Source organism: Staphylococcus sp. Z5-21, assembly GCF_056529615.1.
Window position 1 is genome coordinate 2,196,816 of the sequence record NZ_CP096462.1, and the last position, 20,946, is coordinate 2,217,761.

Here is a 20,946-nt window from a genome sequence, read left to right on the forward strand (position 1 = left end):
TTATTGTATCACGAATCAACTTGACACGCTAAAAGTTCATGGTATATTATAAATTAAATTAGGTTAGCCTAAAAATGTTATTAAGGAGGTTTAAAATGTTAAAGGTAGAAAACTTAAATCTTACACTTGGGAATAAACATGTACTTCAAGATATTAATTTATCCATACCTATTCAGGGTGAAATCATAGGTATTATGGGTCCTAATGGTGCCGGAAAATCCTCATTGATTAAATCACTGATTGGCGAATTCAGACCAACAGGTTCTGCTCAGTTAAATGATCATTCCATACAAAATAATTTGAAGCATGTCACTTATATCCCTCAAAAAGCGCACATAGATTTAGATTTTCCTATAAATGTGGAGCATGTAGTCTTATCAGGGGCTTACAAAGATATCGGTTGGTTTAGGTGGGTGACACCAACTACGAAACAGCGTTTAAATCAATTAATGCAAACTTTGGAATTAGAAGACTTGCGCCACCGTCAAATTTCAGAATTAAGTGGCGGTCAATTACAACGTGTACTTCTAGCACGTGCTTTAATGTCTGAAAGTACCTTGTACTTATTAGATGAACCTTTTGTAGGGATTGATTTCCATAGTGAACAAATCATTATGCATCAATTACGCAAGTTAAAAAAGGAAGGCAAATTATTACTCATTGTCCATCATGATCTATCTAAAACCGAAGAATACTTTGATCGTGTCATTCTATTAAATAGAAATATTCGCTATTTTGGGGATAGCATTACCGCTATGCAACCTGAAAATCTAAACAAAACGTTTTTAAATGCCACAGTACAAAACGAAACGGCTTAATTTTATAGAAAGGACTTAACTTATTATGGAATTTTTACAACATTTGTTAGACTATAAATTTTTGAGCAACGCCCTAATCATTTCAATTGTTGTTGGGATTGTATGTGGTACTGTTGGCTGTCTTATTGTTTTAAGGGGACTTTCACTTATGGGTGATGCAATGAGTCATGCCGTATTACCTGGTGTTGCATTATCATTTTTATTTGGTATACCAATGTTTATTGGTGCATTAATTACAGGTATGATTGCAAGTATTTTCATTGGCTTCATTACTAAAAATAGTAAAACCAAACCAGATGCTGCCATTGGGATTAGTTTTACAGCATTTTTAGCCACAGGTGTTATTTTAATCAGTTTGATTAACAGTACCACTGATTTATATCATATATTATTCGGTAATTTACTTGCTGTTACACAATCTACATTTTGGTCAACTATTATTGTAGGTATCATTGTAATGGTGTTAATCATCATTTTTTATAGACCATTAATGGTATCTACATTTGATCCAGTTTTCAGTAGAATGAGCGGATTAAATACAACTGTATTTCATTATTTTGTAATGTTGTTATTATCTCTCGTAACTGTCGCAAGTATTCAAACCGTTGGCATTATCTTAGTAGTAGCACTATTGATTACACCTGCTTCTGCAGCATTTTTAATTGCCAAAAAATTACATACTATGATGATTATTTCAAGTATTATAAGTACGATTAGTGCAATTGTTGGTTTGTATATTAGTTATGTTTATAACATTCCAAGTGGTGCCACAATTGTATTCTGTGCATTTATAATTTATGTTGTGATATTCATTTTAAACAAATTCAATATTTTCAATAAGAAAGGACAACAAATATGAAAAGGTTAATATCGATTGCACTTATCCTACTATTATTTTTAGCAGCATGTAGTAATGGAAAAAGTGATTCAAACTCAAATTCAAATGAAAAACTAAAAGTCGTTACGACTAACTCTATTTTATACGATATGGTGAAAAATGCCGGTGGTGATAATGTCGAAATTCACAGTATTGTCCCTGTTGGTCAAGATCCTCATGAATATGAAGTAAAACCAAAAGACATCAAAGCATTAACAGATGCAGATATTGTTTTTTATAATGGCTTAAATTTAGAAACTGGTAATGGTTGGTTCGACAAAGCGTTATCTCAAGCTAATAAATCAACTAAAGATGACAGTGTGGTTAAAGTATCTGAAAAAGTAAAACCTTTTTATTTAAATGGTGCTGAAGGCGATGAATCTAAACAAGATCCTCATGCATGGCTAAGTTTAGAAAATGGGATTAAATATGTTGAAACGATACGTGATACCTTATTAAAACATGATGAAAAACACAAAGAAGATATCGAATCTCATAGTAAAGACTATATCGCTAAATTAGAATCATTAAATAAAGAGAGTCACGAAAAATTCAATGATATTCCAAAAGATCGCAGAGCAATGATTACAAGTGAAGGTGCTTTTAAATATTTCTCTAAACAATACGACATTAAGCCAGGTTATATTTGGGAAATTAATACTGAAAAACAAGGTACTCCTGAACAAATGAAACAAGCAATTGAATTCGTAAAAGATAATCAACTTAAACACTTACTTGTCGAGACAAGTGTCGATAAGAAGAGTATGCAAAGTTTAAGTGAAGAAACGAAGAAAGATATATACGGTGAAGTATTTACCGATTCAATCGGACAAGAAGGTTCTAAAGGTGATTCATATTACAATATGATGAAATCGAATATAGAAACTGTACATGGCAGCATGGAATAGATGGTGCGGGCTATTGACCTAGTCATAGGTGAATAGTCCCATGTCGTACGACTTCCCTCCTAATTAAGCGTACGGCATGGTGGTATTCAAGCCTTAAATCATCTCCCTTACACTCCATCAATGGTGGCTCCTCCCCCCCTTTGATGGAGTTTTTTTTAGCGAAAATTTTTTGAAAAAATTAGTTTCGCTTATACATGAGCTTTAGCTCAAGTATTCCTCCTCATTTCATGACTTAGTGGCACTTATGCATGAGCTTTAGCTCAGGTATTCCTCCACTTTGAAAAAATTAGTTTCGCTTATGCATGCGCTTTAGCTCAAGTATTCCTCTTTTACATATCATATTCGACTGACTCTTACGGGAAAATACTAGCCAAAAACTACAGGTTAAGACAGTGCCTGCGAAAAGCGTTTACAAAAAAACTGCCAACAAAGTTGGAGACTTTGTTAGCAGTTTATAACCATCTTCCAAAATGGAATCTAGTGTTATTTATTACCTTATCAATCCGTTAAACTATCTACAATAATCATTTCATCATAATTAATTGCTTCACGAATTTTTAAAGCTGTTACTTCACTTACTTCTTCATCTTCTACAAGTTGATTTAAAATACGACGTTGCTCTTTTAATGCGCTTAATTTAATTTTCGTGATAGAGTTCTCATTTTTAGGATTAAAGAAATTGGAAGGTGTTAAATTATCGATACGAATAAGATAACTATCACAAATCATACCAACTTCTAATTTATTGTTTTCCGTTGTTTCTTTGCCTAATCGACTCACTACACGATAATGTACTGTACGCATAATGTTGGAAATCTCACGTAAGTTATCTACAACAGATAATGGAGAGGCCGCATTCGTTTTCACTTTCGTACGTATTCTTCTCTTTAAAATCATTGCTCTTACTTCAACTTTGATACGTTGTAATAACGAAGCTTGTTTATATACTTGTGTTCGTTCTGTATAACGCATGTAGTTATCCAACACGTTTGTAGTAATATCGCCATTTTCAACAAGACCATTTAATGTTTGATTTTCTACATCAAATGCTAATTTTTGAAGTCTCTGAAGCTCTTTAGTATTTTCATCTTCATTTTCAACCGTTCTTAAAAATGCTAGCTTATCATGATAATCTTTTATTACATTACCATATTGGAAACTAGACGTAACTGAGGATTGCTGATTTAATGAATCGATAACTTTTTCTAAAATATAAACACGTGCCTGCTTAAAGTTCATACCAACGATTTTAGGTTTTTTAGCATTCGGTGTAACGACTGGTAAAATCATCTGTGCCACAATTAAACTGATAATAACCATACCTGAGGCAATAAATAATAGGTCATCTCTAAAAATAAATGAATGATGATCTGCTAACATATATGGCAATGTCAGTGCGATTGCTAAGGAAATCGTACCATGCACCCCACACAACGTCATTATAAACGCATACATACCTCTTTTTGGCGGGGTTTCTGCAGTTTTCTGATCATCCTCATTATGTGAAATCATTTTTTGGAACGGGCTCACTGGTAAATAAAAATAAGGATATAAAACAAAAACCCATAAAAATCTGAACAGATAAATTGCTAATGCAATAAGACATGTCACAGTAATTAAGAATATTAAGTTATGCGGTTCGTTCTCAATAATTCTCCCTACAACTTCAGGAATTAAAAATCCTAAGATAGAAAACACAAATCCATTTAATGCATATCCTAATATATTCCATGTGTGATTATAACTCATCTGCAACCTAGTACGTGCTTGAGCAATTCGATCACGTTCAAAACCATGTACTAAACCTGCAACAACTGCTGCAATAATACCAGAAGCATGGAACATTTCGGCAACGATATATGTGATAAATGGTGTTACAAGTTGGATAAATGTAAACATATTAATATTTTCAATGCCACGTCTTGACAACGTCACACGGAAACGAACAAGTGCGACCCCAATTAATAACCCAACAATAAATCCACCAATTGAAGAAATTAAAAATTGTTCAACTGCATTCACCATTGAAAATCCGCCTGTAATCAATGCTGCTACGGCAATTTTAAAAGATATGATACCTGCTGCATCATTTAATAAAGACTCACCCTCTAAAATTGTCATAGAACCTTTGGGAAGTACTTTGCCATTCGTGATTGCTTGGACTGCAACGGCATCCGTTGGACACAAGATTGCAGCGAGCGCAAAAGCAGCTGCCATAGGTAACTCAGGCCAAATCCAATGCACAAATAAACCTACTACAATCACAGTTGTCACTACCAACCCTAATGCCATCATTAGCACAGGTTTAATATATCGCCTTAAATGAACACGAGAGACTTTAACACCCTCTACGAAAAGTAACGGAGCAATTAAAGCCACCATAAATAATTCTGAATCAAAATTAAATTGTACTGGAATAGGTGTGACATACAATAGCATACCTAATATAATTTGAATGAAAGCTAAAGGTATTTTTGGAAGAAAAGTGTGTAAGAATGAACTTAATATGACTAGTGCTAAAAATATAAGTATAGTTTCAAATATTTGCAAGGTTTCACCTCTTTTCAACGTCATTATTCTTTCATAATTGTTGAGGTTGAAACAAAAAATAACATCGTCTTTACATGAATATATTGCGTCCCAAACTCTTAATCACAAATTATCAAATTAATTTCATTCCCCAATTTGATAATGAACTTAAAAATAAACACAATTACAAATATATTTTATTTTATCATTTTATGCCCCATCACTTAAACGTATTGCACTTGAAAATAAAATATTTCATACATATTTTTTATTTATTCACTCTTACATCATTCTATTGCTATAAAACTTTTTATTTAAGCAATTAAATTCATTGTGCAGCAATCATATTTTATCATCATGTACTTAACAATAAAAAAAGAAGTAGCATGGAAACCCAGCCGAAACGGGTCTCATCATCCTACTTCCTGCGATTATATTCGTTCATTAATAATCATGCTCTTTTTCATAAGTTTTACGTCTTCGTTCTTCACGTTCATGCGCACGTTGTTTCAGTTGCTCAAACGTATTGTTTTCAGAGGAACTCAGTAAAATATTCGTTTGTCTTGGTGCATCACTTTTTCTATACATATAAGCGCCAGTTCGATAAGCGGCACGTGAAATCAAATGTCCACCAACTGGAGATGTTAAATTAATAAACACCAGCGCTAATATTAGTCTTACACTTAAATAGCCTTGTGAAGAAATAAAGAATATGATAACACCCACTAATGTTAATAATACAGATAGCGTAGAACTTTTAGTCGCTGCATGACTTCGTAAAAAAACATCCTGGAATTTGATTAATCCAATAGAACTTATTAAAGCAATGATACTCCCTAAGAAAATCATAATTGCTGCGATTAGATTAACGATTTCGCTTGTTATTTGCATTGAAGACGTGTCCCCCTTCTATAAATCTAGAAATTGACACCGTACTTACGAATGAAATGATAGCGATAAGTAAGATTGAATCCAAGAACGAAAAAGTTCCAAATACAATACTTAACAAACCAACCATAGACATCAATATAGCACTAGCAGCATCGAATGTGACAACTCTATCCGCAGTGGTCGGTCCTTTAATTAATCTAAATAAAGTTAATAATAAAGCAATACCAAATAAAATCAGTGCGCTTGTTATGAAAAAATCTGTTAGTGTGCCGATCATTCTGCCACCTCCAATATGAGTCCTTCATATTGTCTAATACTTTTCAGCAATTTTTGCTTCTCTTTGTCGGAAACGTCAATTGCATGTATAAAGAACTTTTTCTTTTCTTTAGATATTCTAATTACAGTTGATCCTGGCGTGATGATAATCAATATAGTTAAGAATGTGACTTCCCAATCATTATCTAATGTTGTTTCATAAGTCACTAATCCTGGATTTAAATCTTTGGTCTTAAATAAAATATAATTGATTATTGTCATACTTGATGTTATTAATTGGTAAAGATACACAACTAAAATTTTAATACCAACCCAAACTTTTTTTAAATAAAATTGTTGGCCGAAAAAGCGGTGTAAAATATAGATAACTAATATACCAATGAGATAACCTGCAAAGAAGGTGGATAATTTAAAAGAGTCTTCATCTTGAAATAATACCCATAAAAATGCGATGACAATATTAAGTAAGACTTGTCTCATTATTTATCCCCCTTTATTAAATGAGGATTTACCATTTTTTCATATAATCCATCATCCATATTTAAATGTGTCGCATTATCTGTCACTTTAAATAGTAATGGTGCGGCTAAGCCCATTACGATGATCATAGCAACCAGTACGCCGATTAAATTTTTACGATAAGTAGGTATTTTATTAAATACAATTGCCTCTCCTTTGCTTTCATTACCAAGGTACATCACAAAGAAAATTCTAAATAAACTAAACATAGCAATTAAACTCGTTATAATCATTAATGCTAAACCAATGTAATTTCCATTTTCAATCGCACCTTTAAAAATAAATACTTTACCTGGAAAACCACTAAATGGTGGCACGCCGCCGATTGCTAATATCATGACTACAAAAGCTACACCAAAGAAGGGTTCTTGTTTGGCAAGCCCATATAAACTTTTATATTGTCTAAGGCCAGTAATGTATACCAAACTACCAATAATAAAGAAAAGCAATGTTTTCACTACAATATCATTTGCTAAATAAAAGATTGCGCCGTTTACGCCAGCGATTGTATTCGTACCTAATCCTAAAATTATGAAACCAATCGATAGAATAACTTGATAGGCAGCAATTTTCTTAATATCCCTATAAGCAAGTACACCAAATGCACCAATCAACATCGTAATACAAGATAAAAAGACTAATAATGGATGTGTAATACCACTATGTTCATCAAATATTAATGTGAAGAAACGAATTAATGCATATGCACCGACTTTAGTCATCAAAGCAGCAAACAATGCAGCCAATTCAGTATTTAATACGGCATATGCCTTAGGTAACCACATAAATAGCACAAGTGCTGCTTTGGCACTGAATGCAATCAAGAAGACCATAGAGACAATGACAATTGAACTCTTATCATCATCCATTTCATTTAATCTTTGTGCAACAAGCGTAAAGTTTAGTGTACCAGTCAGTTTGTATAACAAACCAACACCGAGCAAGAGTAACCATGAACCTAATATATTCAATACTACATAGATAATGGCTGCACGTAACTGCTCAACTGATTGTCCCAAAGTGATAAGTACAAATGACGCTAGTAACATCACTTCGAACATAACATAGATGTTAAATAAATCTGCCGTTAAGAACGAACCGATGACACCCACTGTTAAAAACAAAATAAAACTTGGTAGATAATAACGAATGGCACGTTTTTCAGTTCTACCAAATCCATATGCCATAATCAGTGTGACAACAAAACTTGATGTTGTAACCAATAAGAGACTTAGTGAGTCACCGACAAACTGTATACCAAAAGGTGCTTGCCAACCACCAAAATCTAAAGCAATCGGCTTATGGTACATAACATAAATTAGTAGAAGCAATGAAACAACTGTCGTTACTGCCATTGTACCGATAGAAAATATTCTAGATAATCTACTGTGTGTACGTATAAACACAAGGCCTAAAGCACATACAGCTGGCAGAAGTAATGGTAAAATCAATAAATTACTCATTAGCATCGTCGTCATCACCTCTCAATACATCAATTTCATCTTCTTTTGTCACACGATAGGTTCTGTAAACTAATACAAGAAGGAAAGCCGTCATAGCAAAACCAATAACAATCGCCGTTAAAACAATGGCTTGTAATAAAGGATCGACAAAATTTTGACTTCCTTCACCTATTAAAGGTTCCACTTTATTTTTACTATAATTACCCATACTCATAATAATTAAATTACCTGCGTGTGTATAAATCGAAATGCCTATAACAATACGGATTAAATTGACTGATAATATCATATACGTTCCTACAAATATTAAGAAGCCAATGACCATTAATAATATCAGATTCATGAACGACCACCACTGATAGACAACATAACCGTCACAACAACACCCACAACGGCTAATACGATTCCCGCTTCAAATACGGTAACTGTCGTTAAGTGCACTTCCCCTAATAACGGTAATTGTACATAAGCATCTGTTTGGTAAAGGAACGGTTTACCAAAGAACATAGGTACAACAGCAGTGAGAAATGATAGTAATGAACCACAAATCATTAGAATTCTAAAATCAAGCGGTAACGCTACTAATACTTGTTTAACATCAAAAGCCAAGAACATAAGTAAAAACGCTGAACTAAACACGAGACCGCCGATAAATCCGCCACCTGGATTATTATGACCTGCCAAAAACAAGTAGAATCCAAATGTTAACAAAATAAACACAACGATCTTCGTTACGGTTTTTAATACAACATCATTCTCTTTCATCTTGACCCCTCCGTTCTTTAAAGTTAAGTAGCGTATAAATACCTAATCCGGCAATAATGAGTACCATACCTTCAAACAATGTATCTATGGCACGGAAATCTCCAAGAATTGCATTCACGATATTTTTACCACCTGTTAATTTATATGCATCATGATAGAATGTTGAAATTGTTGGCATCGAATCGCCTTGTTGTGCAATAAATACAAGTGTAACAACAATGACTGCCATTAATAATGAAACAATAATTTTGACTGCTTCACGTTTTTTATGAACTTTCGCACGTGGTACGTTAGGCAGTCTGGAGAAACTAACAATAAATAGAATTGTTGTTATTGTTTCTACTACTAATTGCGTTAACGCTAAATCTGGTGCTTTCATTAAGATAAAGAATATCGTTACACAATAACCAATAATCCCATTAAGGACAACCATAGTTAAACGTTGTCTAATAAAGGTGAGTGCAATACCCAGGACGAATACAACAATTAACGTAATGACCTCTATCGGACCGAAATCACTTACATGAATTTGATGTACTTCTGGGAAACCAGCTTGAATCATACCGTAGATGACAACCATGCTAAAAATGAGCAAGGTAATCGTAATATAATGATTCAAACGGTTATTCATTAATGAGCGAATACCATAACCAGAATAATGTTCAAATTGTTTATATGAACCTAAATATAAATCAGTAATCGTTTTTACTTTCACTTGATTTGCATACTTTTTCCAATTAATTCTAAGTGCCATGATAAATCCGACTACTATCACAATTAAGCTTAAGATTAACGGTAAGTTAAAGCCATGCCATTGTGATACATGCGGTGCAACTTGATCTACTTTTTCTCCAATTGTGATACTTCGTAATGCCGGTAAAATGATATTATGTCCAAATACATTAGGAATAAAGAATATGACCGGTAACAAAATCATCATAATTGCAGAAGGTAGCGTGAATAAAAATGGTTCATGCGGTGATTTTTTTGGTAAGTCTGCTTGTTGATAATCTCCCCAGAATACTTCTTTGATCATATAAACACCATAAACCAATGTGAATATACTTGCGATCACACCGATTACAGTAATGATAACTGTAAGCGTGAGATTAAATTGAGGTAATTCAACTGCACTTACTAATCCATCAAAGAACATCTCTTTACTTAAAAAGCCATTTAAAAACGGTATACCTGCCATAGATAAAGCAGATAGTAACATCACAATGTGTGTGATTGGAAATACTTTTTTCAAACCAGATAAACGGCGAATATCCCTTGTACCCGTTTCATGGTCGATAATACCTACGCCCATAAATAAGGCACCTTTATATAATGCGTGATTCATCAGATGGAATAGTGCTGCAAATAAAATCATGCCATAAATTTTTGACAACTCACCTGTTGGATGTTGTGCAAAGCCACCTCCAAGGCCTACCATAGAAACAATCATTCCTAATTGACTAATGGTTGAGTAAGCTAATATTGCTTTCATATCAAATTGTCTTGTGGCATTCACTGCACCAAAAATCATCGTAATTAAACCAACAAATGTGACACTATAAATGTAAAAATCACTTAATCCTAATACAGGTGTAAATCTAAATAGTAAAAAGATACCTGCTTTTACCATAGTAGCTGAATGTAGATACGCACTCACAGGTGTCGGTGCTGCCATGGCTTTTGGTAACCATATATGGAAAGGAAATTGGGCAGATTTAGTAAATGCGCCAAGTAGTAGCAGGATGATAATTGGTATAAATAAATGACTTTGTGCAATTTTATCACTCTGTTCAATAATAGAAGTGATTGAATTCGTACCAGTTACAATGTAGATCATGATGAAACCTGCCAATAATGCCAGTCCACCAAATACTGTAATCATAAACGATTGTATTGCACCGAACTGACTATCACCCTTACTGTACCAATAAACAATAAGTAAAAATGAGGAAACACTTGTTAATTCCCAGAATACATACATTAAAATTGTATTGTTAGCTGTTACAATGCCTAACATACTGAACATAAATAATAATAAATACACAAAAAAACGTGGTAAATTATCATGTTCTTTAGATAAGTATTGTGTTGAATAATAAACAACGGCTAATCCAATAAGAGAAATTAATAAACTAAAAAATAAACTTAAACCATCAAGTCGAAAGTCTATATTGATATCTAATAATGTGAGCCAAGGTATTTTAACTGATACAAAGTTTCCTTGCATCACAGATGGTAGTTGATACAAAAAGTAAACCGAAGCAACTATGGGTGCTAAAAGTGCTATATGTCCAGCATATTTCTGGAATTTTATATTTGTCAGTGTAAATAATAGAATGACCATTATTAATATTAAAGTGCTTAGTAGATATACTAAACTCATCGTATCCCCCCTTTAGTTATTATTTTATAAATTTAAAGCTATTGTTGTTTTACTTGCTTTAGTTGAAATACCAATAAATTTCATCGTTTCATACGTGGTTTGATGACCTAGATACTTTTGAATAATAGAAATTGAAATACCTGATTGATACGCATGATACGCAAATGTTTTCCTGAGCGTAGTTAAACCTATATGTAACATGCCTAGTTCTACTGCTGCAGCATGTATAATTCTATACGCCTGCTGACGTGACAAACCTTTCAATGTTCTATTGGATTGAAATAATAATTGACTATCCTCTAAATGTTCTTCTTCTATATATTGTGCCAATTCATTTCTTAATTTATCTGGCAATCTAATATGAATATTCGATGCATGTTCTTCAAGCCAATAATATTTAATTTTATTTTTTTCACCTTTTACATCACTCACACAAAGGTTTAATAATTCGGACAGTTTCACACCTGTATGTATCGCAAATTTAAAAAATAAATAATCACGTTTTGATTTACAACTAAGTACTTTATACATTGCCTTTATCTCATTAATATCCCTAATTGGATCTACTTGGTTCATATATTCACCTCTCAACCATAAATGTTTCTTATTTAATGATATATGATATTTATGTCACATGAAAGGGATTAGCTTAAATTTCTCAAATTATTTTTGGCCAATTCACTATTTAATTTCGATATATATAGTGAAAGGAGGTTGAAACAGATGAGTACAATTAGTCAACTTGCAGTAACAATGTCACGCACACTGTACGATAAAGATGGAAAAGCCAGTCAGGTCAAACGTCACTTTACTAATTTAAATACTGAAGCGACACCAGAACAACTCAAAAGCTTTAAATCTATTATCGAACAAATCACTGGAGAACGTTTTGACAAGCTAGAAGTCATTAAGACCGAAGCTATTAACTAAATGAGGAGGCACTAAACAATGTCACAAACCCTAGAGCTTATATTCAATGATGCAGTAAATAAAGCAATCAAATTACCATTACCCAAAATTGAACACTTCGTAAACGAATCAGCAGTTAAAGAAGGTATGACTAAAATCATAGATTTAGATATTTTACGACCTAAATCTGGTATTCCAACGTCTATTCATTCAGCACAGATTATAGACAAATCTACTAAACTCATATTTGAAAACTAAACTATTTAACTTAATGGTAGAAACTTTTATAACGGACTTCCTAGTCACACTATTAAATCAAAATATAGAAGATTTAAAAAGTTAGCTAAAGTAGATACCTATGCCCTACAATCAGACTATGTCATTTACTTGAACGAAAGTAAGTTATAAATCTAATTACGTTGGTCGCCTACAATTGCTATAAAGTAACTGGTCATAGGTCATAAACATCTTAGATTAATAAAAAAACGGTAATTTCTATTTAATTCAAATAGAGATTGCCGTTTTCTTCATTATTATGGAAATTGATAATTTACTAAACTATTATTAGTTAATAGCCCAATAAAGCTTGTATTTGAATATACTTATACGTATTGTAATGAATTGGTTACGTTATGCTACGCTTAGAACAAAATTCATAACCTTCTACAAAATGGCCGATATCTAATAATAGATTTTAAATATAAAGGAGAACTGATCCATGAACGGACTAGTTCTCCTTTATTTTTGAAGGTGGCTTAATCTCTATGTGGTCGTAATCTAACAGTATCGCCAAAAAATATCTTTTTCTTACCTAATTTTTTACATATCGCATACTGATCATATACTTCGACGACTTGGGCTAAATTTTTATAAGAATGCCTTGAATTCAACACTTCTAAAAATTGATGTTTTTTTATATTATCATTTCTACCTACACCCAAGAAAAAAGTTTCTTGATCTAAAAGTCGAATTATGGAAAGCCGTTTCACTATCTATAGTCACTCACTTCTTTTATTACTTCTGTTATTTAAAATTGATTAATTTTGCTAATTTTTAAAATTCTAAATTTATTAACATACGTATTTTATTACATTTTGTGTATTGTGTACATTATTTTCTGTAATATACAAATATTTCTTGATTGAATTTAAATGTATGCATATTTTTCTCTTTCCTATATAATGTATATATATCTTGAAAGAAAGCGTGATTTAATGATCCTCTTATATATACTCGGGATTGTCGCAGGTATGGTGGTTCCTTTTCAAACTTCAATCAACTCTAGATTAAGTCTTTATACGAAATCTTCATTCTATGCGTCTACAATCTCATTTGCAACCGGAACTATTTTTTTAATTTTAATTAATCTTATTACCAATCCTCATGTATTTACAGCACAGTTTTACAATAATCAATCTTTCAGTTACATATGGTTTGTCGGTGGTATGCTTGGTGTTATTTTCCTTACTGGTAATCTATTGCTATTACCTCGTTTAGGCGCGTCATTAACCGTTGTTATGACTGTAGCTGGTCAAATAATTATGGGCGTCATGATTGATACCTTTGGCTGGTTTGGTGCAAATCAAGAACCTTTTACTATCTTTAAAGTACTAGGTATCATTGTTTTAATTTTCGGCATCATACTTATGAACTACGTAAAAAGAACACCCATTGAAACAAATAAGTCATCAACCGTTTATATCTGGTTAGTGATTGGATTTATCTTTGGTTTTTGTCCTCCAATCCAAACAGCTATCAATAGTGCTTTAGGTCAACAAATACACTCATCTGTTATGGCCTCATTGATTTCATTCGCGGTTGGTACCATTGTCCTATTCATACTTACATTGATATTTAATAGAAGTCTTAAACTCAAGACAGTCGATGCAAAACAAGGTAAACTCAAACCAATCTATTTTATCGGTGGTATGCTGGGGGTTGTATTCGTAACTACAAATATCATATTAATGCCACATCTTGGTGCTGCACTAACGACGATTATCGTTATGTTAGGTCAAATGCTAATGGGTGTAATCATTGATCATTTTGGTTTATTAGGTACGCGCATTAATAAAATCACTACGCGAAAAATCATTGGCATCATTGCGATAATGATTGGTATTATTTTATTGAGATTATTCTAAAAATGTATCGTAGCGTTATTTACTTTAAACTTTTGGTAAATGACGCTATTTTTTTATAGAAAAGCAATGCTACACCGCAGTATAATAGGGTTATCAAAACATCAAGAGGTGACTTCTTTGCGGAAATTTTTAATTTTTATCACACTACTCGCTTTATTTTGTAGTATCACCCTACTAAGCTGGCTCTATTTAACAAAGTCTCATACTGAGCATCCCCATACAGTGGAAACACTCAAAATTCAATATAAAGAACCACAACACTTCACAGGTATACAATCGCCTTCTCAACTAACAAATATTTTTTTCGATTCAAATAAAGGTATCATCCACAATTGGTTTGTTAAGAATGAAGAACACGTCAAGAAGAACCAGCCCCTATTTGAATATTACAATGTTGACATCGAGCACCAAATCACTTCTAAACAAAAATACTTAGCCCGCTTGAATAACATTGACCCACTTAAGTATCCTACAATCTCACTTGAAAGAAATCGTACACAACATGAAATTGAAACCCTGCAAACACAACTACGCACAACGATTTACGCATCGATGGATGGTCAAATTGCCATTAATCAACATGTGCCTTCTCAAAATAATGGTCTTATTCTGCAAATTTTTAATCCCAGTGCTATAATCAAAGCTAAAGTTCCAGAATCAATAGTAAATACATTGGAATTAAAGGATAAAGTACACATATGCATTGATCCAGGTCATAGTTTCACAGGTACTGTAAATTTCATTAGTAAATTACCTTTAAATACTGAAGCTAATACAAAATCATCTCAGTATCATGTTGAAATCAGTTCAACACCGGATATTAAATTCGGTCGTCATTTACGCGTAGAAAAACCTAATTACACTATTGAAATTCCAAAAACTGCAATATATAAAAAGCAATTCGTTTTTTTACAAAGAAATAAAAAATTTATTAAACGGGTTATTAAAACAGAAAAATTGGGTAATAACAAAGATATGAAAGTTATACAAGGTTTAAATGTAGGCGATACAATTGCTAAAAATGCAAATCATGTTCTGTCGAAAAATTAAACGTACACAGTATAAATATTAAACACCTTTAAATAGAAATTAGTTTTTTAGTAATTTTATCAAATCATGGAAAATTGAAAATGAGAAATATTAATTATATTTCCCTCATTGGTATTTAAAGAATTGAATTAATATCTTAAATCATTCATGTACCACTAAAACAGTTTTTTGTTTACTTTCTATTTTTATTTAGTTATAATAAACTAAATAATAGCAGTTTTAATATATTTCACTCAAATATAATAGGTCTGCAAATTATGATAAACTCTTTGTATTTAACTTTGAATTAAGATAAATATTTATACAAAAACACTTTTAATATGTATATTTGATTGGGCAATAAAATAGGGAGGAATAAGGATGGCTATCACCAAAATCAATGATTGCTTTGAATTATTAGCGATGGTTACTTACGCTGATAAATTAAAAGGAATTATCAAAAAAGAATTTTCAATAAGTTTCGAGGAGTTTGCTGTATTAACTTATATTAGCGAACACGAAAGTGAAGAATATTATTTAAAAGATATTATTAATCATTTGAACTATAAACAACCTCAAGTTGTTAAAGCTGTTAAAAACTTATCTCAAGAAGATTATTTCGATAAAAAACGTAATGAACATGATGAAAGAACTGTATTAATTTTAGTTAACACTAAACAACGTAAAAAAATTAATGAGTTACTATCACGTGTGAATGATCGCATTAAAGAAGCTAACGACGAAAAAGAAGTTTAAGCTTAATATAAAAGAGGCCGAGACATGCAATGCATGTCTCGGCCTCTTTGACTATGATAAGACAGGTAATTATATATTAAAATACCCCTATTTATGTATTTTAGCTGCGCCTCCATCCTAATCCTCTTTAATTACATAACTGAGATAGAAACCAAGTTTTTTAAAATTTGATTTCTGTCTCAGCTCAATTTTATCTAAAATTCAAACCGCTTCATTTGAGAAGTACGTTGATATATTCATTTCTTTAAAAATATACTAAATCTAATTATTCTTTTTGAAATTCATTAGCCTCTATAAAATCATTGTAAACATCTAAAAAATGTTCTGGTTCTTCAATATGTGGCGCATGACCTGACTCATTAAATGTCTGAATTAGCAGTCTTGTAAATGAATAATGATATTTTTCAATAGTCTCTGTTGTCATTAAAGGATCATATACACCATTAACAATTAATGTAGGCACATCCGTTTGTTTAATAACAACATCTTTATTAAATACAGGAAAATTCATTAATGCTCGTGTGGCTACAGCACTATCTTCTGCTGATTGTCTACTATAAATCAATTGATTTTGAAACCATTTCTTAGCTTTTTCTTGTTCTTTATACATATAAGGCAATAATAATATCAGTGCTTCAGATTTATCAAAACCTTCAATTTCATCTTGGTGTTCAATCATTAATTTATTTAAAGCATGCACGCTATCAATAAGATTACAAGCAATTAAGGTTAATGTTGCGACCATTGATTCATATTTATCAGTAAAATGCTTTGCAATTAATCCTCCCATGTCATGACCAATAAGATGGGCAGATGATATATTCAATTTTGTCATCAAAGCTTTTAAATCTTCTACATGATCTTCTAAATTAAACGAATTCTTTTTTGTTGATTTACCGTGTCCTCTTACATCATAAACAATCACTTCAAATTTATGTTTTAATTCATCTTTTAGGCTATATAATGAAGCCATGTTGCCATCTAGGCCATGAATTAGTATCACAGGAAAACCTTGACCCTCTCGGATGTATGCAATCTCGTTGTTATAATTTGTTGCGACTTTTTCCATTTTGGGCCACCTCCCTTTACAAAATTCATATACCCGTAATTGAATCGCCTTATGCTATCTTTTTAATTTTAAATTATGTCCCCATATTCAATTAACATTAAATACATGCTTATAAATAAAAAAACACGTTCCAATGCCACACCATACCTTAGGTGTTTAGCACTGAAAGGTGTTCGCTTCATTTAAGTGTTTAAATCATAAATACTATTAATTTCTAGAAGAGATGCGGATTGTATAATAAATAATGACAATTAACAATAATATCCAAATAATGATTGAGCCAATTTGTGCAATACTCGCGTTTCCAATCATCGCATCAATTGTTTTTTGACATAATAGTAATCCAATTCCTGTAAACTCTAATCTTTTAAAATAAATACCTGAAATACTGAATAATATACCTATAAAAAATACGACTTGATGTGCATAGATTGTAACCGCTACAATACCTAAATTAATATCAAATGTATGTAATATCACAAGGACAAACGCAGCCATTGCCACTACTAAGCCAATAACCATTTCAAACTTATTACTGTATAAATAATTCTTCCAATCAATTCGCAAGTATATGAAGATTGAAATTGGTAAAATAATTAAAAAGTAAAAAATAGATGTGCCCGTAGCTGCTTGAAATGGTACATATTGCTTATCATATAAGTAAGAAAGTAAAATAAAATTAACAATAAAAAAAATAATAGGATTGAGTTGTAGTGTGAATAAATTGCGTTGAATCGTTAGTATTATTTCTGCTGGTGATTTTCGTCTATATTCAATATAGTCTTCATCTTTGGCTTCAGATTTTTGGAAATCCTTTTTTAATTTCTCTTTAATATCTTCTATTAAGTTTGGAGAAAGACCTTTATGAGTAAAATAGTCATTAATATTTTCTACTAAAACCTTATCGTTAACTCTCATATTTGACTCCTTTTATAAAATTCACTTTAATCTATCAACACTATTGTAGTTGAGATATCAAAGCTGTTTCTTTAATAATCTCATACTACACTTGATTTTAACAATAAAATAACAAGTACAGGATAGATAATTTCATTTTCAATAAGGGTTTCGAAACCCCACTTGATTTACCATACACAAGCCATTGCTTATTCGTATGATTTAATGTCCAATATAAATTAGAGTCTGAGACACTATATAAGTCCCAGACTCTAATTTATATTATACGTTAGCGACTATCTCTAACTCAGGTGACGTTAATACATCGTTTTCTATAGAACTACTCTTTCGTGAAAAAGTAGTTCTTATACAAATGTCGCAATGCTTGTAATCAATAGCGCATTGTAGCAATATTTGCGCATGCGTTTCGGCTTATATAAGCTATTTACATTGTTTCACTGATATTTATGATTCAGTCAAATCAATACGGTACAATTTAATGTTTTTATCACTTGGTGATGAAGAACTAAATTGATATGATAAATCATTGTCTTGAACATAACCGAAATTACCAGTTACATTATTATAATGCTCACGTGTAACAGCATTACTACCAACAACATTTTTAACCGCTTTGTAAGTTGGACCGTCTGTATCATTATAACTCATAGAAACACGCGTAATTTTACCGTTGTTCTTTTTACCGTCAGCTGTTACAACAAGTACACCATTATCTTTTTTAAATTCATAATAATGTTCTTTGCCATCCGGTCTGTGTGAGTATACGGATACATCATTAGATTTCAATAAGTTTTGAACAGGTTCGCCGATTTTCGCACCTTCTAACGTTGTATCTCCTTGTTGCAGTGATTTAACATTCTGGATAGAGTTACCTGACGCGGCATCAACACTACCTGTGCTCATTCCGGAAAGTGCTAACCCCGATACGATTACTGCTGCAAATAATTTTTTCATAAGCACGCTCTCCTTCTGTTTATAAGTTTCTTTGTGCTCACCCATATTGTACTATAAATGTTACTAAAATAACAGTATTGTTACAATAAGATTACAAAAACAGTGCGACTTGTAATAAAAAATTGCTGCATAACAGCACTTACAAACTTTCATTCATATCGAATTGAAGGTTAATATGTTAATTCTTTTTCATTGTCTTTGATAAATTTTAACACCAAATCTACAAATTTATCTTTTTCTTCAACAAATGGATATAATCCAGACGCAGTAAATGTTTCAAATTGTACTTCACCAATATAATCTCCCACTTCTTTCGCTTCAACAATGGTTGTTCTTTCACCATGTTGACCAGCAATAATCAAAGTAGGTAAATCAATTTCACTTAAATAACTCATGATATTATTGTCATTAAATGAATCTTTGACTGCTTCTAATTCCGCTTCTGTAGCGATACCATTTGTATTATCTACATGTTTTAAGAATTTCTTAGCTTTACGTTTTGAGTAATATAAATGCTTATCTAAAAATTTCTGTTGTTCTTCTTTATCCCAATTTCTAATTTGATTGGCATACCTGCGATATAAACGTTCTTCTGGAGACATATCGTTTAACAGCGTTGGATTTACTAATGTAATTGAGTCAGTCATTTCTGGATACATTGCTGCAAATGCGCTAGCAACAGATCCTCCTAATTCATGACCAATCAATGATGCTTGTGTGACATATAAATAGTCTAATAGCTCTTTAATATCTTCAGCATATTCCTTGAAATCAATATGTTGTGGTTTGTCAGAGTATCCGTGACCTCTTAAATCAACAAGTATAACTTGGTTATCATCAGTAAAATTTTCCTCTATCATATCAAATACTGTTAAATTATCGAATGCAGTGTGAATCATCACTATTGCATTGCCTTCACCACTCGTTCTGTAATTGAGTGCAGTACCGTCGCTTGTTGTAAATAAATTCATTTATTCTCTTCCTTTCTTTGCAATTGGTAATATAGATAATAATTCTTCTGTCGTGTTAATCGTAAAATCAACTTCTTCTGGCAATGGTTCAACATCCACTTCATCATCTTCTTTAAACCACACACTTACCATTCCCATTGCTCTCGCTGGCGCAACATCATTTAATGGGTCATCACCTACATATATTGTTTCTTCAGGTTGAGTACCTAATTGATCAAGCATGTCTTCAAAAATTTTCGGGTGTGGTTTTCGATAACCCACTGTTTCTGAAGTAGATAAGTAGTTTATAGCATCTTCTACACCTAAGGCGTGCATTCGGTATTGTTTAATTTTAGATCTGCCATTGGCGATAACACCTGTTAGATAACCACTTTCTGTTAATTTCTCTAAAGTATACAATGTGTCATAGTATGGAAACACATAGCGATAAAAATGCATTTCAAAATCATTAAACAAGTCTCTCCATGTTAATCGATCGACATGAAAATCTTTAATGATGGCTTTATAAAGTTCTGGTTTATCATGGTCTTCATCATCATCTAACTCTATAAATTTTCTCTTGAAATCTGCTAATTGAATACGTACTAAATAATCATGGAACCGCTCATATTGTTCTTCTATAAATTTCTCGCGTGATTTTTTTCTATCCAAAAGGGTGCCTTCTAAATCAAATACAATCGCTTTTATTTGTGTTAAATCCATTATCATAACCTCTTTAATTAATATGTCACTCTATTAAAATGATATTATTCCCTGTATTTACTGCA

23 protein-coding genes are annotated in these 20,946 nt (G+C 32.0%); 8 read left to right on the forward strand and 15 right to left on the reverse strand.

Annotated elements, in window-relative coordinates:
- The first annotated feature begins 95 nt into the window (after positions 1 to 95).
- Genes M1D64_RS10970 through mntC form a run of 3 tightly spaced genes read left to right on the forward strand, consistent with a single transcriptional unit; the run spans position 96 to position 2,603 of the window.
- Entirely contained in the window at positions 96 to 818 is a 723-nt protein-coding gene (locus M1D64_RS10970) for a metal ABC transporter ATP-binding protein (protein WP_041079750.1), read from the forward strand.
- A 22-nt stretch (positions 819 to 840) separates the two neighbouring features.
- A complete protein-coding gene (locus M1D64_RS10975) occupies positions 841 to 1,677 on the forward strand; it encodes a metal ABC transporter permease (RefSeq protein WP_100217406.1) in 837 nt (278 codons plus the stop codon).
- The gene (gene mntC / locus M1D64_RS10980; RefSeq protein WP_041079752.1) at positions 1,674 to 2,603 is read left to right on the forward strand and encodes a manganese ABC transporter substrate-binding lipoprotein MntC; all 930 of its coding nucleotides are present in this window, start codon (positions 1,674 to 1,676) and stop codon (positions 2,601 to 2,603) included. The genes M1D64_RS10975 and mntC overlap by 4 nt, the downstream gene beginning before the upstream one ends.
- Before the next feature lie 498 nt (positions 2,604 to 3,101).
- On the opposite strand, the gene M1D64_RS10985 is transcribed toward mntC, so the two are convergent.
- The 9 genes from M1D64_RS10985 to M1D64_RS11025 all read right to left on the reverse strand — a co-directional run bounded on the left by M1D64_RS10985 (position 3,102) and on the right by M1D64_RS11025 (position 12,005).
- Positions 3,102 to 5,153, reverse strand: coding sequence for a cation:proton antiporter (locus M1D64_RS10985; protein WP_041079753.1), 2,052 nt, complete (start codon positions 5,151 to 5,153; stop codon positions 3,102 to 3,104).
- Between the two features lie 423 nt (positions 5,154 to 5,576).
- Positions 5,577 to 6,023 carry a Na+/H+ antiporter subunit G gene (locus M1D64_RS10990; RefSeq protein WP_011303733.1) on the reverse strand — a complete coding sequence of 149 codons (447 nt, stop codon included), beginning with the start codon at positions 6,021 to 6,023 and terminating at the stop codon, positions 5,577 to 5,579.
- Positions 5,998 to 6,300 carry a Na+/H+ antiporter Mnh2 subunit F gene (mnhF2, locus tag M1D64_RS10995; RefSeq protein ID WP_002484032.1) on the reverse strand — a complete coding sequence of 101 codons (303 nt, stop codon included), beginning with the start codon at positions 6,298 to 6,300 and terminating at the stop codon, positions 5,998 to 6,000. Before mnhF2 ends, M1D64_RS10990 begins: the two co-directional genes overlap by 26 nt.
- Positions 6,297 to 6,779, reverse strand: coding sequence for a Na+/H+ antiporter Mnh2 subunit E (gene mnhE2, locus M1D64_RS11000; protein WP_002484033.1), 483 nt, complete (start codon positions 6,777 to 6,779; stop codon positions 6,297 to 6,299). The genes mnhF2 and mnhE2 overlap by 4 nt, the downstream gene beginning before the upstream one ends.
- Complete coding sequence (mnhD2, locus tag M1D64_RS11005; RefSeq protein ID WP_081324756.1) at positions 6,779 to 8,281, reverse strand: Na+/H+ antiporter Mnh2 subunit D; 1,503 nt, start codon at positions 8,279 to 8,281, stop codon at positions 6,779 to 6,781. Before mnhD2 ends, mnhE2 begins: the two co-directional genes overlap by 1 nt.
- Complete coding sequence (mnhC2, locus tag M1D64_RS11010; protein ID WP_069821734.1) at positions 8,274 to 8,624, reverse strand: Na+/H+ antiporter Mnh2 subunit C; 351 nt, start codon at positions 8,622 to 8,624, stop codon at positions 8,274 to 8,276. Before mnhC2 ends, mnhD2 begins: the two co-directional genes overlap by 8 nt.
- A complete protein-coding gene (mnhB2, locus tag M1D64_RS11015; protein ID WP_011303737.1) occupies positions 8,621 to 9,046 on the reverse strand; it encodes a Na+/H+ antiporter Mnh2 subunit B in 426 nt (141 codons plus the stop codon). Before mnhB2 ends, mnhC2 begins: the two co-directional genes overlap by 4 nt.
- The gene (locus M1D64_RS11020; protein ID WP_069821733.1) at positions 9,033 to 11,429 is read right to left on the reverse strand and encodes a DUF4040 family protein; all 2,397 of its coding nucleotides are present in this window, start codon (positions 11,427 to 11,429) and stop codon (positions 9,033 to 9,035) included. The genes mnhB2 and M1D64_RS11020 overlap by 14 nt, the downstream gene beginning before the upstream one ends.
- A gap of 24 nt (positions 11,430 to 11,453) precedes the next feature.
- Positions 11,454 to 12,005 (reverse strand): tyrosine-type recombinase/integrase, encoded by a 552-nt coding sequence (locus M1D64_RS11025; RefSeq protein ID WP_069821732.1) that lies wholly within the window; start codon positions 12,003 to 12,005, stop codon positions 11,454 to 11,456.
- Between the two features lie 147 nt (positions 12,006 to 12,152).
- Between M1D64_RS11025 and sroA the strand changes: the two genes are divergently transcribed.
- Together sroA and M1D64_RS11035 are read left to right on the forward strand one after the other, a co-directional pair.
- A complete protein-coding gene (sroA, locus tag M1D64_RS11030) occupies positions 12,153 to 12,359 on the forward strand; it encodes a sigS mRNA-stabilizing protein SroA (protein ID WP_002484039.1) in 207 nt (68 codons plus the stop codon).
- 18 nt (positions 12,360 to 12,377) lie between these two features.
- Positions 12,378 to 12,596, forward strand: coding sequence for a DUF2922 domain-containing protein (locus tag M1D64_RS11035; protein ID WP_011303739.1), 219 nt, complete (start codon positions 12,378 to 12,380; stop codon positions 12,594 to 12,596).
- A 497-nt stretch (positions 12,597 to 13,093) separates the two neighbouring features.
- On the opposite strand, the gene M1D64_RS11040 is transcribed toward M1D64_RS11035, so the two are convergent.
- Positions 13,094 to 13,327: a hypothetical protein gene (locus M1D64_RS11040; RefSeq protein WP_011303740.1), complete on the reverse strand. Its 234-nt coding sequence runs from the start codon at positions 13,325 to 13,327 to the stop codon at positions 13,094 to 13,096.
- Positions 13,328 to 13,552: 225 nt separating this feature from the next.
- On the opposite strand from M1D64_RS11040, the gene M1D64_RS11045 reads away from it, so the two are divergent.
- From M1D64_RS11045 to sarA, 3 genes are all read left to right on the forward strand, one after another.
- Entirely contained in the window at positions 13,553 to 14,482 is a 930-nt protein-coding gene (locus M1D64_RS11045; RefSeq protein ID WP_037539040.1) for a DMT family transporter, read from the forward strand.
- Positions 14,483 to 14,704: 222 nt separating this feature from the next.
- On the forward strand, positions 14,705 to 15,532 hold the full coding sequence (locus tag M1D64_RS11050) for an efflux RND transporter periplasmic adaptor subunit (protein ID WP_241686101.1): 828 nt from the start codon (positions 14,705 to 14,707) through the stop codon (positions 15,530 to 15,532).
- Between the two features lie 360 nt (positions 15,533 to 15,892).
- A complete protein-coding gene (gene sarA, locus M1D64_RS11055) occupies positions 15,893 to 16,267 on the forward strand; it encodes a global transcriptional regulator SarA (protein WP_002484043.1) in 375 nt (124 codons plus the stop codon).
- 265 nt (positions 16,268 to 16,532) lie between these two features.
- Here the strand turns inward: sarA and M1D64_RS11060 are convergent, their stop codons facing one another.
- The 5 genes from M1D64_RS11060 to M1D64_RS11080 all read right to left on the reverse strand — a co-directional run bounded on the left by M1D64_RS11060 (position 16,533) and on the right by M1D64_RS11080 (position 20,881).
- The gene (locus M1D64_RS11060) at positions 16,533 to 17,336 is read right to left on the reverse strand and encodes an alpha/beta fold hydrolase (RefSeq protein ID WP_129303467.1); all 804 of its coding nucleotides are present in this window, start codon (positions 17,334 to 17,336) and stop codon (positions 16,533 to 16,535) included.
- A 207-nt stretch (positions 17,337 to 17,543) separates the two neighbouring features.
- The gene (locus tag M1D64_RS11065) at positions 17,544 to 18,254 is read right to left on the reverse strand and encodes a hypothetical protein (protein WP_002484045.1); all 711 of its coding nucleotides are present in this window, start codon (positions 18,252 to 18,254) and stop codon (positions 17,544 to 17,546) included.
- Positions 18,255 to 18,698: 444 nt separating this feature from the next.
- A complete protein-coding gene (locus M1D64_RS11070) occupies positions 18,699 to 19,208 on the reverse strand; it encodes an SA0570 family protein (RefSeq protein WP_041079760.1) in 510 nt (169 codons plus the stop codon).
- 170 nt (positions 19,209 to 19,378) lie between these two features.
- Positions 19,379 to 20,179, reverse strand: a complete 801-nt coding sequence (locus M1D64_RS11075) for an alpha/beta fold hydrolase (RefSeq protein WP_002484047.1) — start codon at positions 20,177 to 20,179, stop codon at positions 19,379 to 19,381.
- The gene (locus M1D64_RS11080; RefSeq protein WP_002484048.1) at positions 20,180 to 20,881 is read right to left on the reverse strand and encodes an HAD family hydrolase; all 702 of its coding nucleotides are present in this window, start codon (positions 20,879 to 20,881) and stop codon (positions 20,180 to 20,182) included.
- Positions 20,882 to 20,946: the final 65 nt, after the last annotated feature.

Excerpts from the sequence above, each read along its gene's own strand:
- M1D64_RS10970 (WP_041079750.1), top strand. The coding sequence starts at position 96 with ATGTTAAAGGTAGAAAACTTAAATCTTACACTTGGGAATAAACATGTA.
- mntC (WP_041079752.1), top strand. The coding sequence starts at position 1,674 with ATGAAAAGGTTAATATCGATTGCACTTATCCTACTATTATTTTTAGCA.
- M1D64_RS10990 (WP_011303733.1), bottom strand. The coding sequence starts at position 6,023 with ATGCAAATAACAAGCGAAATCGTTAATCTAATCGCAGCAATTATGATT.
- mnhF2 (WP_002484032.1), bottom strand. The coding sequence starts at position 6,300 with ATGATCGGCACACTAACAGATTTTTTCATAACAAGCGCACTGATTTTA.
- mnhE2 (WP_002484033.1), bottom strand. The coding sequence starts at position 6,779 with ATGAGACAAGTCTTACTTAATATTGTCATCGCATTTTTATGGGTATTA.
- mnhD2 (WP_081324756.1), bottom strand. The coding sequence starts at position 8,281 with ATGAGTAATTTATTGATTTTACCATTACTTCTGCCAGCTGTATGTGCT.
- mnhC2 (WP_069821734.1), bottom strand. The coding sequence starts at position 8,624 with ATGAATCTGATATTATTAATGGTCATTGGCTTCTTAATATTTGTAGGA.
- mnhB2 (WP_011303737.1), bottom strand. The coding sequence starts at position 9,046 with ATGAAAGAGAATGATGTTGTATTAAAAACCGTAACGAAGATCGTTGTG.
- M1D64_RS11020 (WP_069821733.1), bottom strand. The coding sequence starts at position 11,429 with ATGAGTTTAGTATATCTACTAAGCACTTTAATATTAATAATGGTCATT.
- M1D64_RS11025 (WP_069821732.1), bottom strand. The coding sequence starts at position 12,005 with ATGAACCAAGTAGATCCAATTAGGGATATTAATGAGATAAAGGCAATG.
- sroA (WP_002484039.1), top strand. The coding sequence starts at position 12,153 with ATGAGTACAATTAGTCAACTTGCAGTAACAATGTCACGCACACTGTAC.
- M1D64_RS11035 (WP_011303739.1), top strand. The coding sequence starts at position 12,378 with ATGTCACAAACCCTAGAGCTTATATTCAATGATGCAGTAAATAAAGCA.
- M1D64_RS11045 (WP_037539040.1), top strand. The coding sequence starts at position 13,553 with ATGATCCTCTTATATATACTCGGGATTGTCGCAGGTATGGTGGTTCCT.
- sarA (WP_002484043.1), top strand. The coding sequence starts at position 15,893 with ATGGCTATCACCAAAATCAATGATTGCTTTGAATTATTAGCGATGGTT.
- M1D64_RS11060 (WP_129303467.1), bottom strand. The coding sequence starts at position 17,336 with ATGGAAAAAGTCGCAACAAATTATAACAACGAGATTGCATACATCCGA.
- M1D64_RS11065 (WP_002484045.1), bottom strand. The coding sequence starts at position 18,254 with ATGAGAGTTAACGATAAGGTTTTAGTAGAAAATATTAATGACTATTTT.
- M1D64_RS11070 (WP_041079760.1), bottom strand. The coding sequence starts at position 19,208 with ATGAAAAAATTATTTGCAGCAGTAATCGTATCGGGGTTAGCACTTTCC.
- M1D64_RS11075 (WP_002484047.1), bottom strand. The coding sequence starts at position 20,179 with ATGAATTTATTTACAACAAGCGACGGTACTGCACTCAATTACAGAACG.
- M1D64_RS11080 (WP_002484048.1), bottom strand. The coding sequence starts at position 20,881 with ATGGATTTAACACAAATAAAAGCGATTGTATTTGATTTAGAAGGCACC.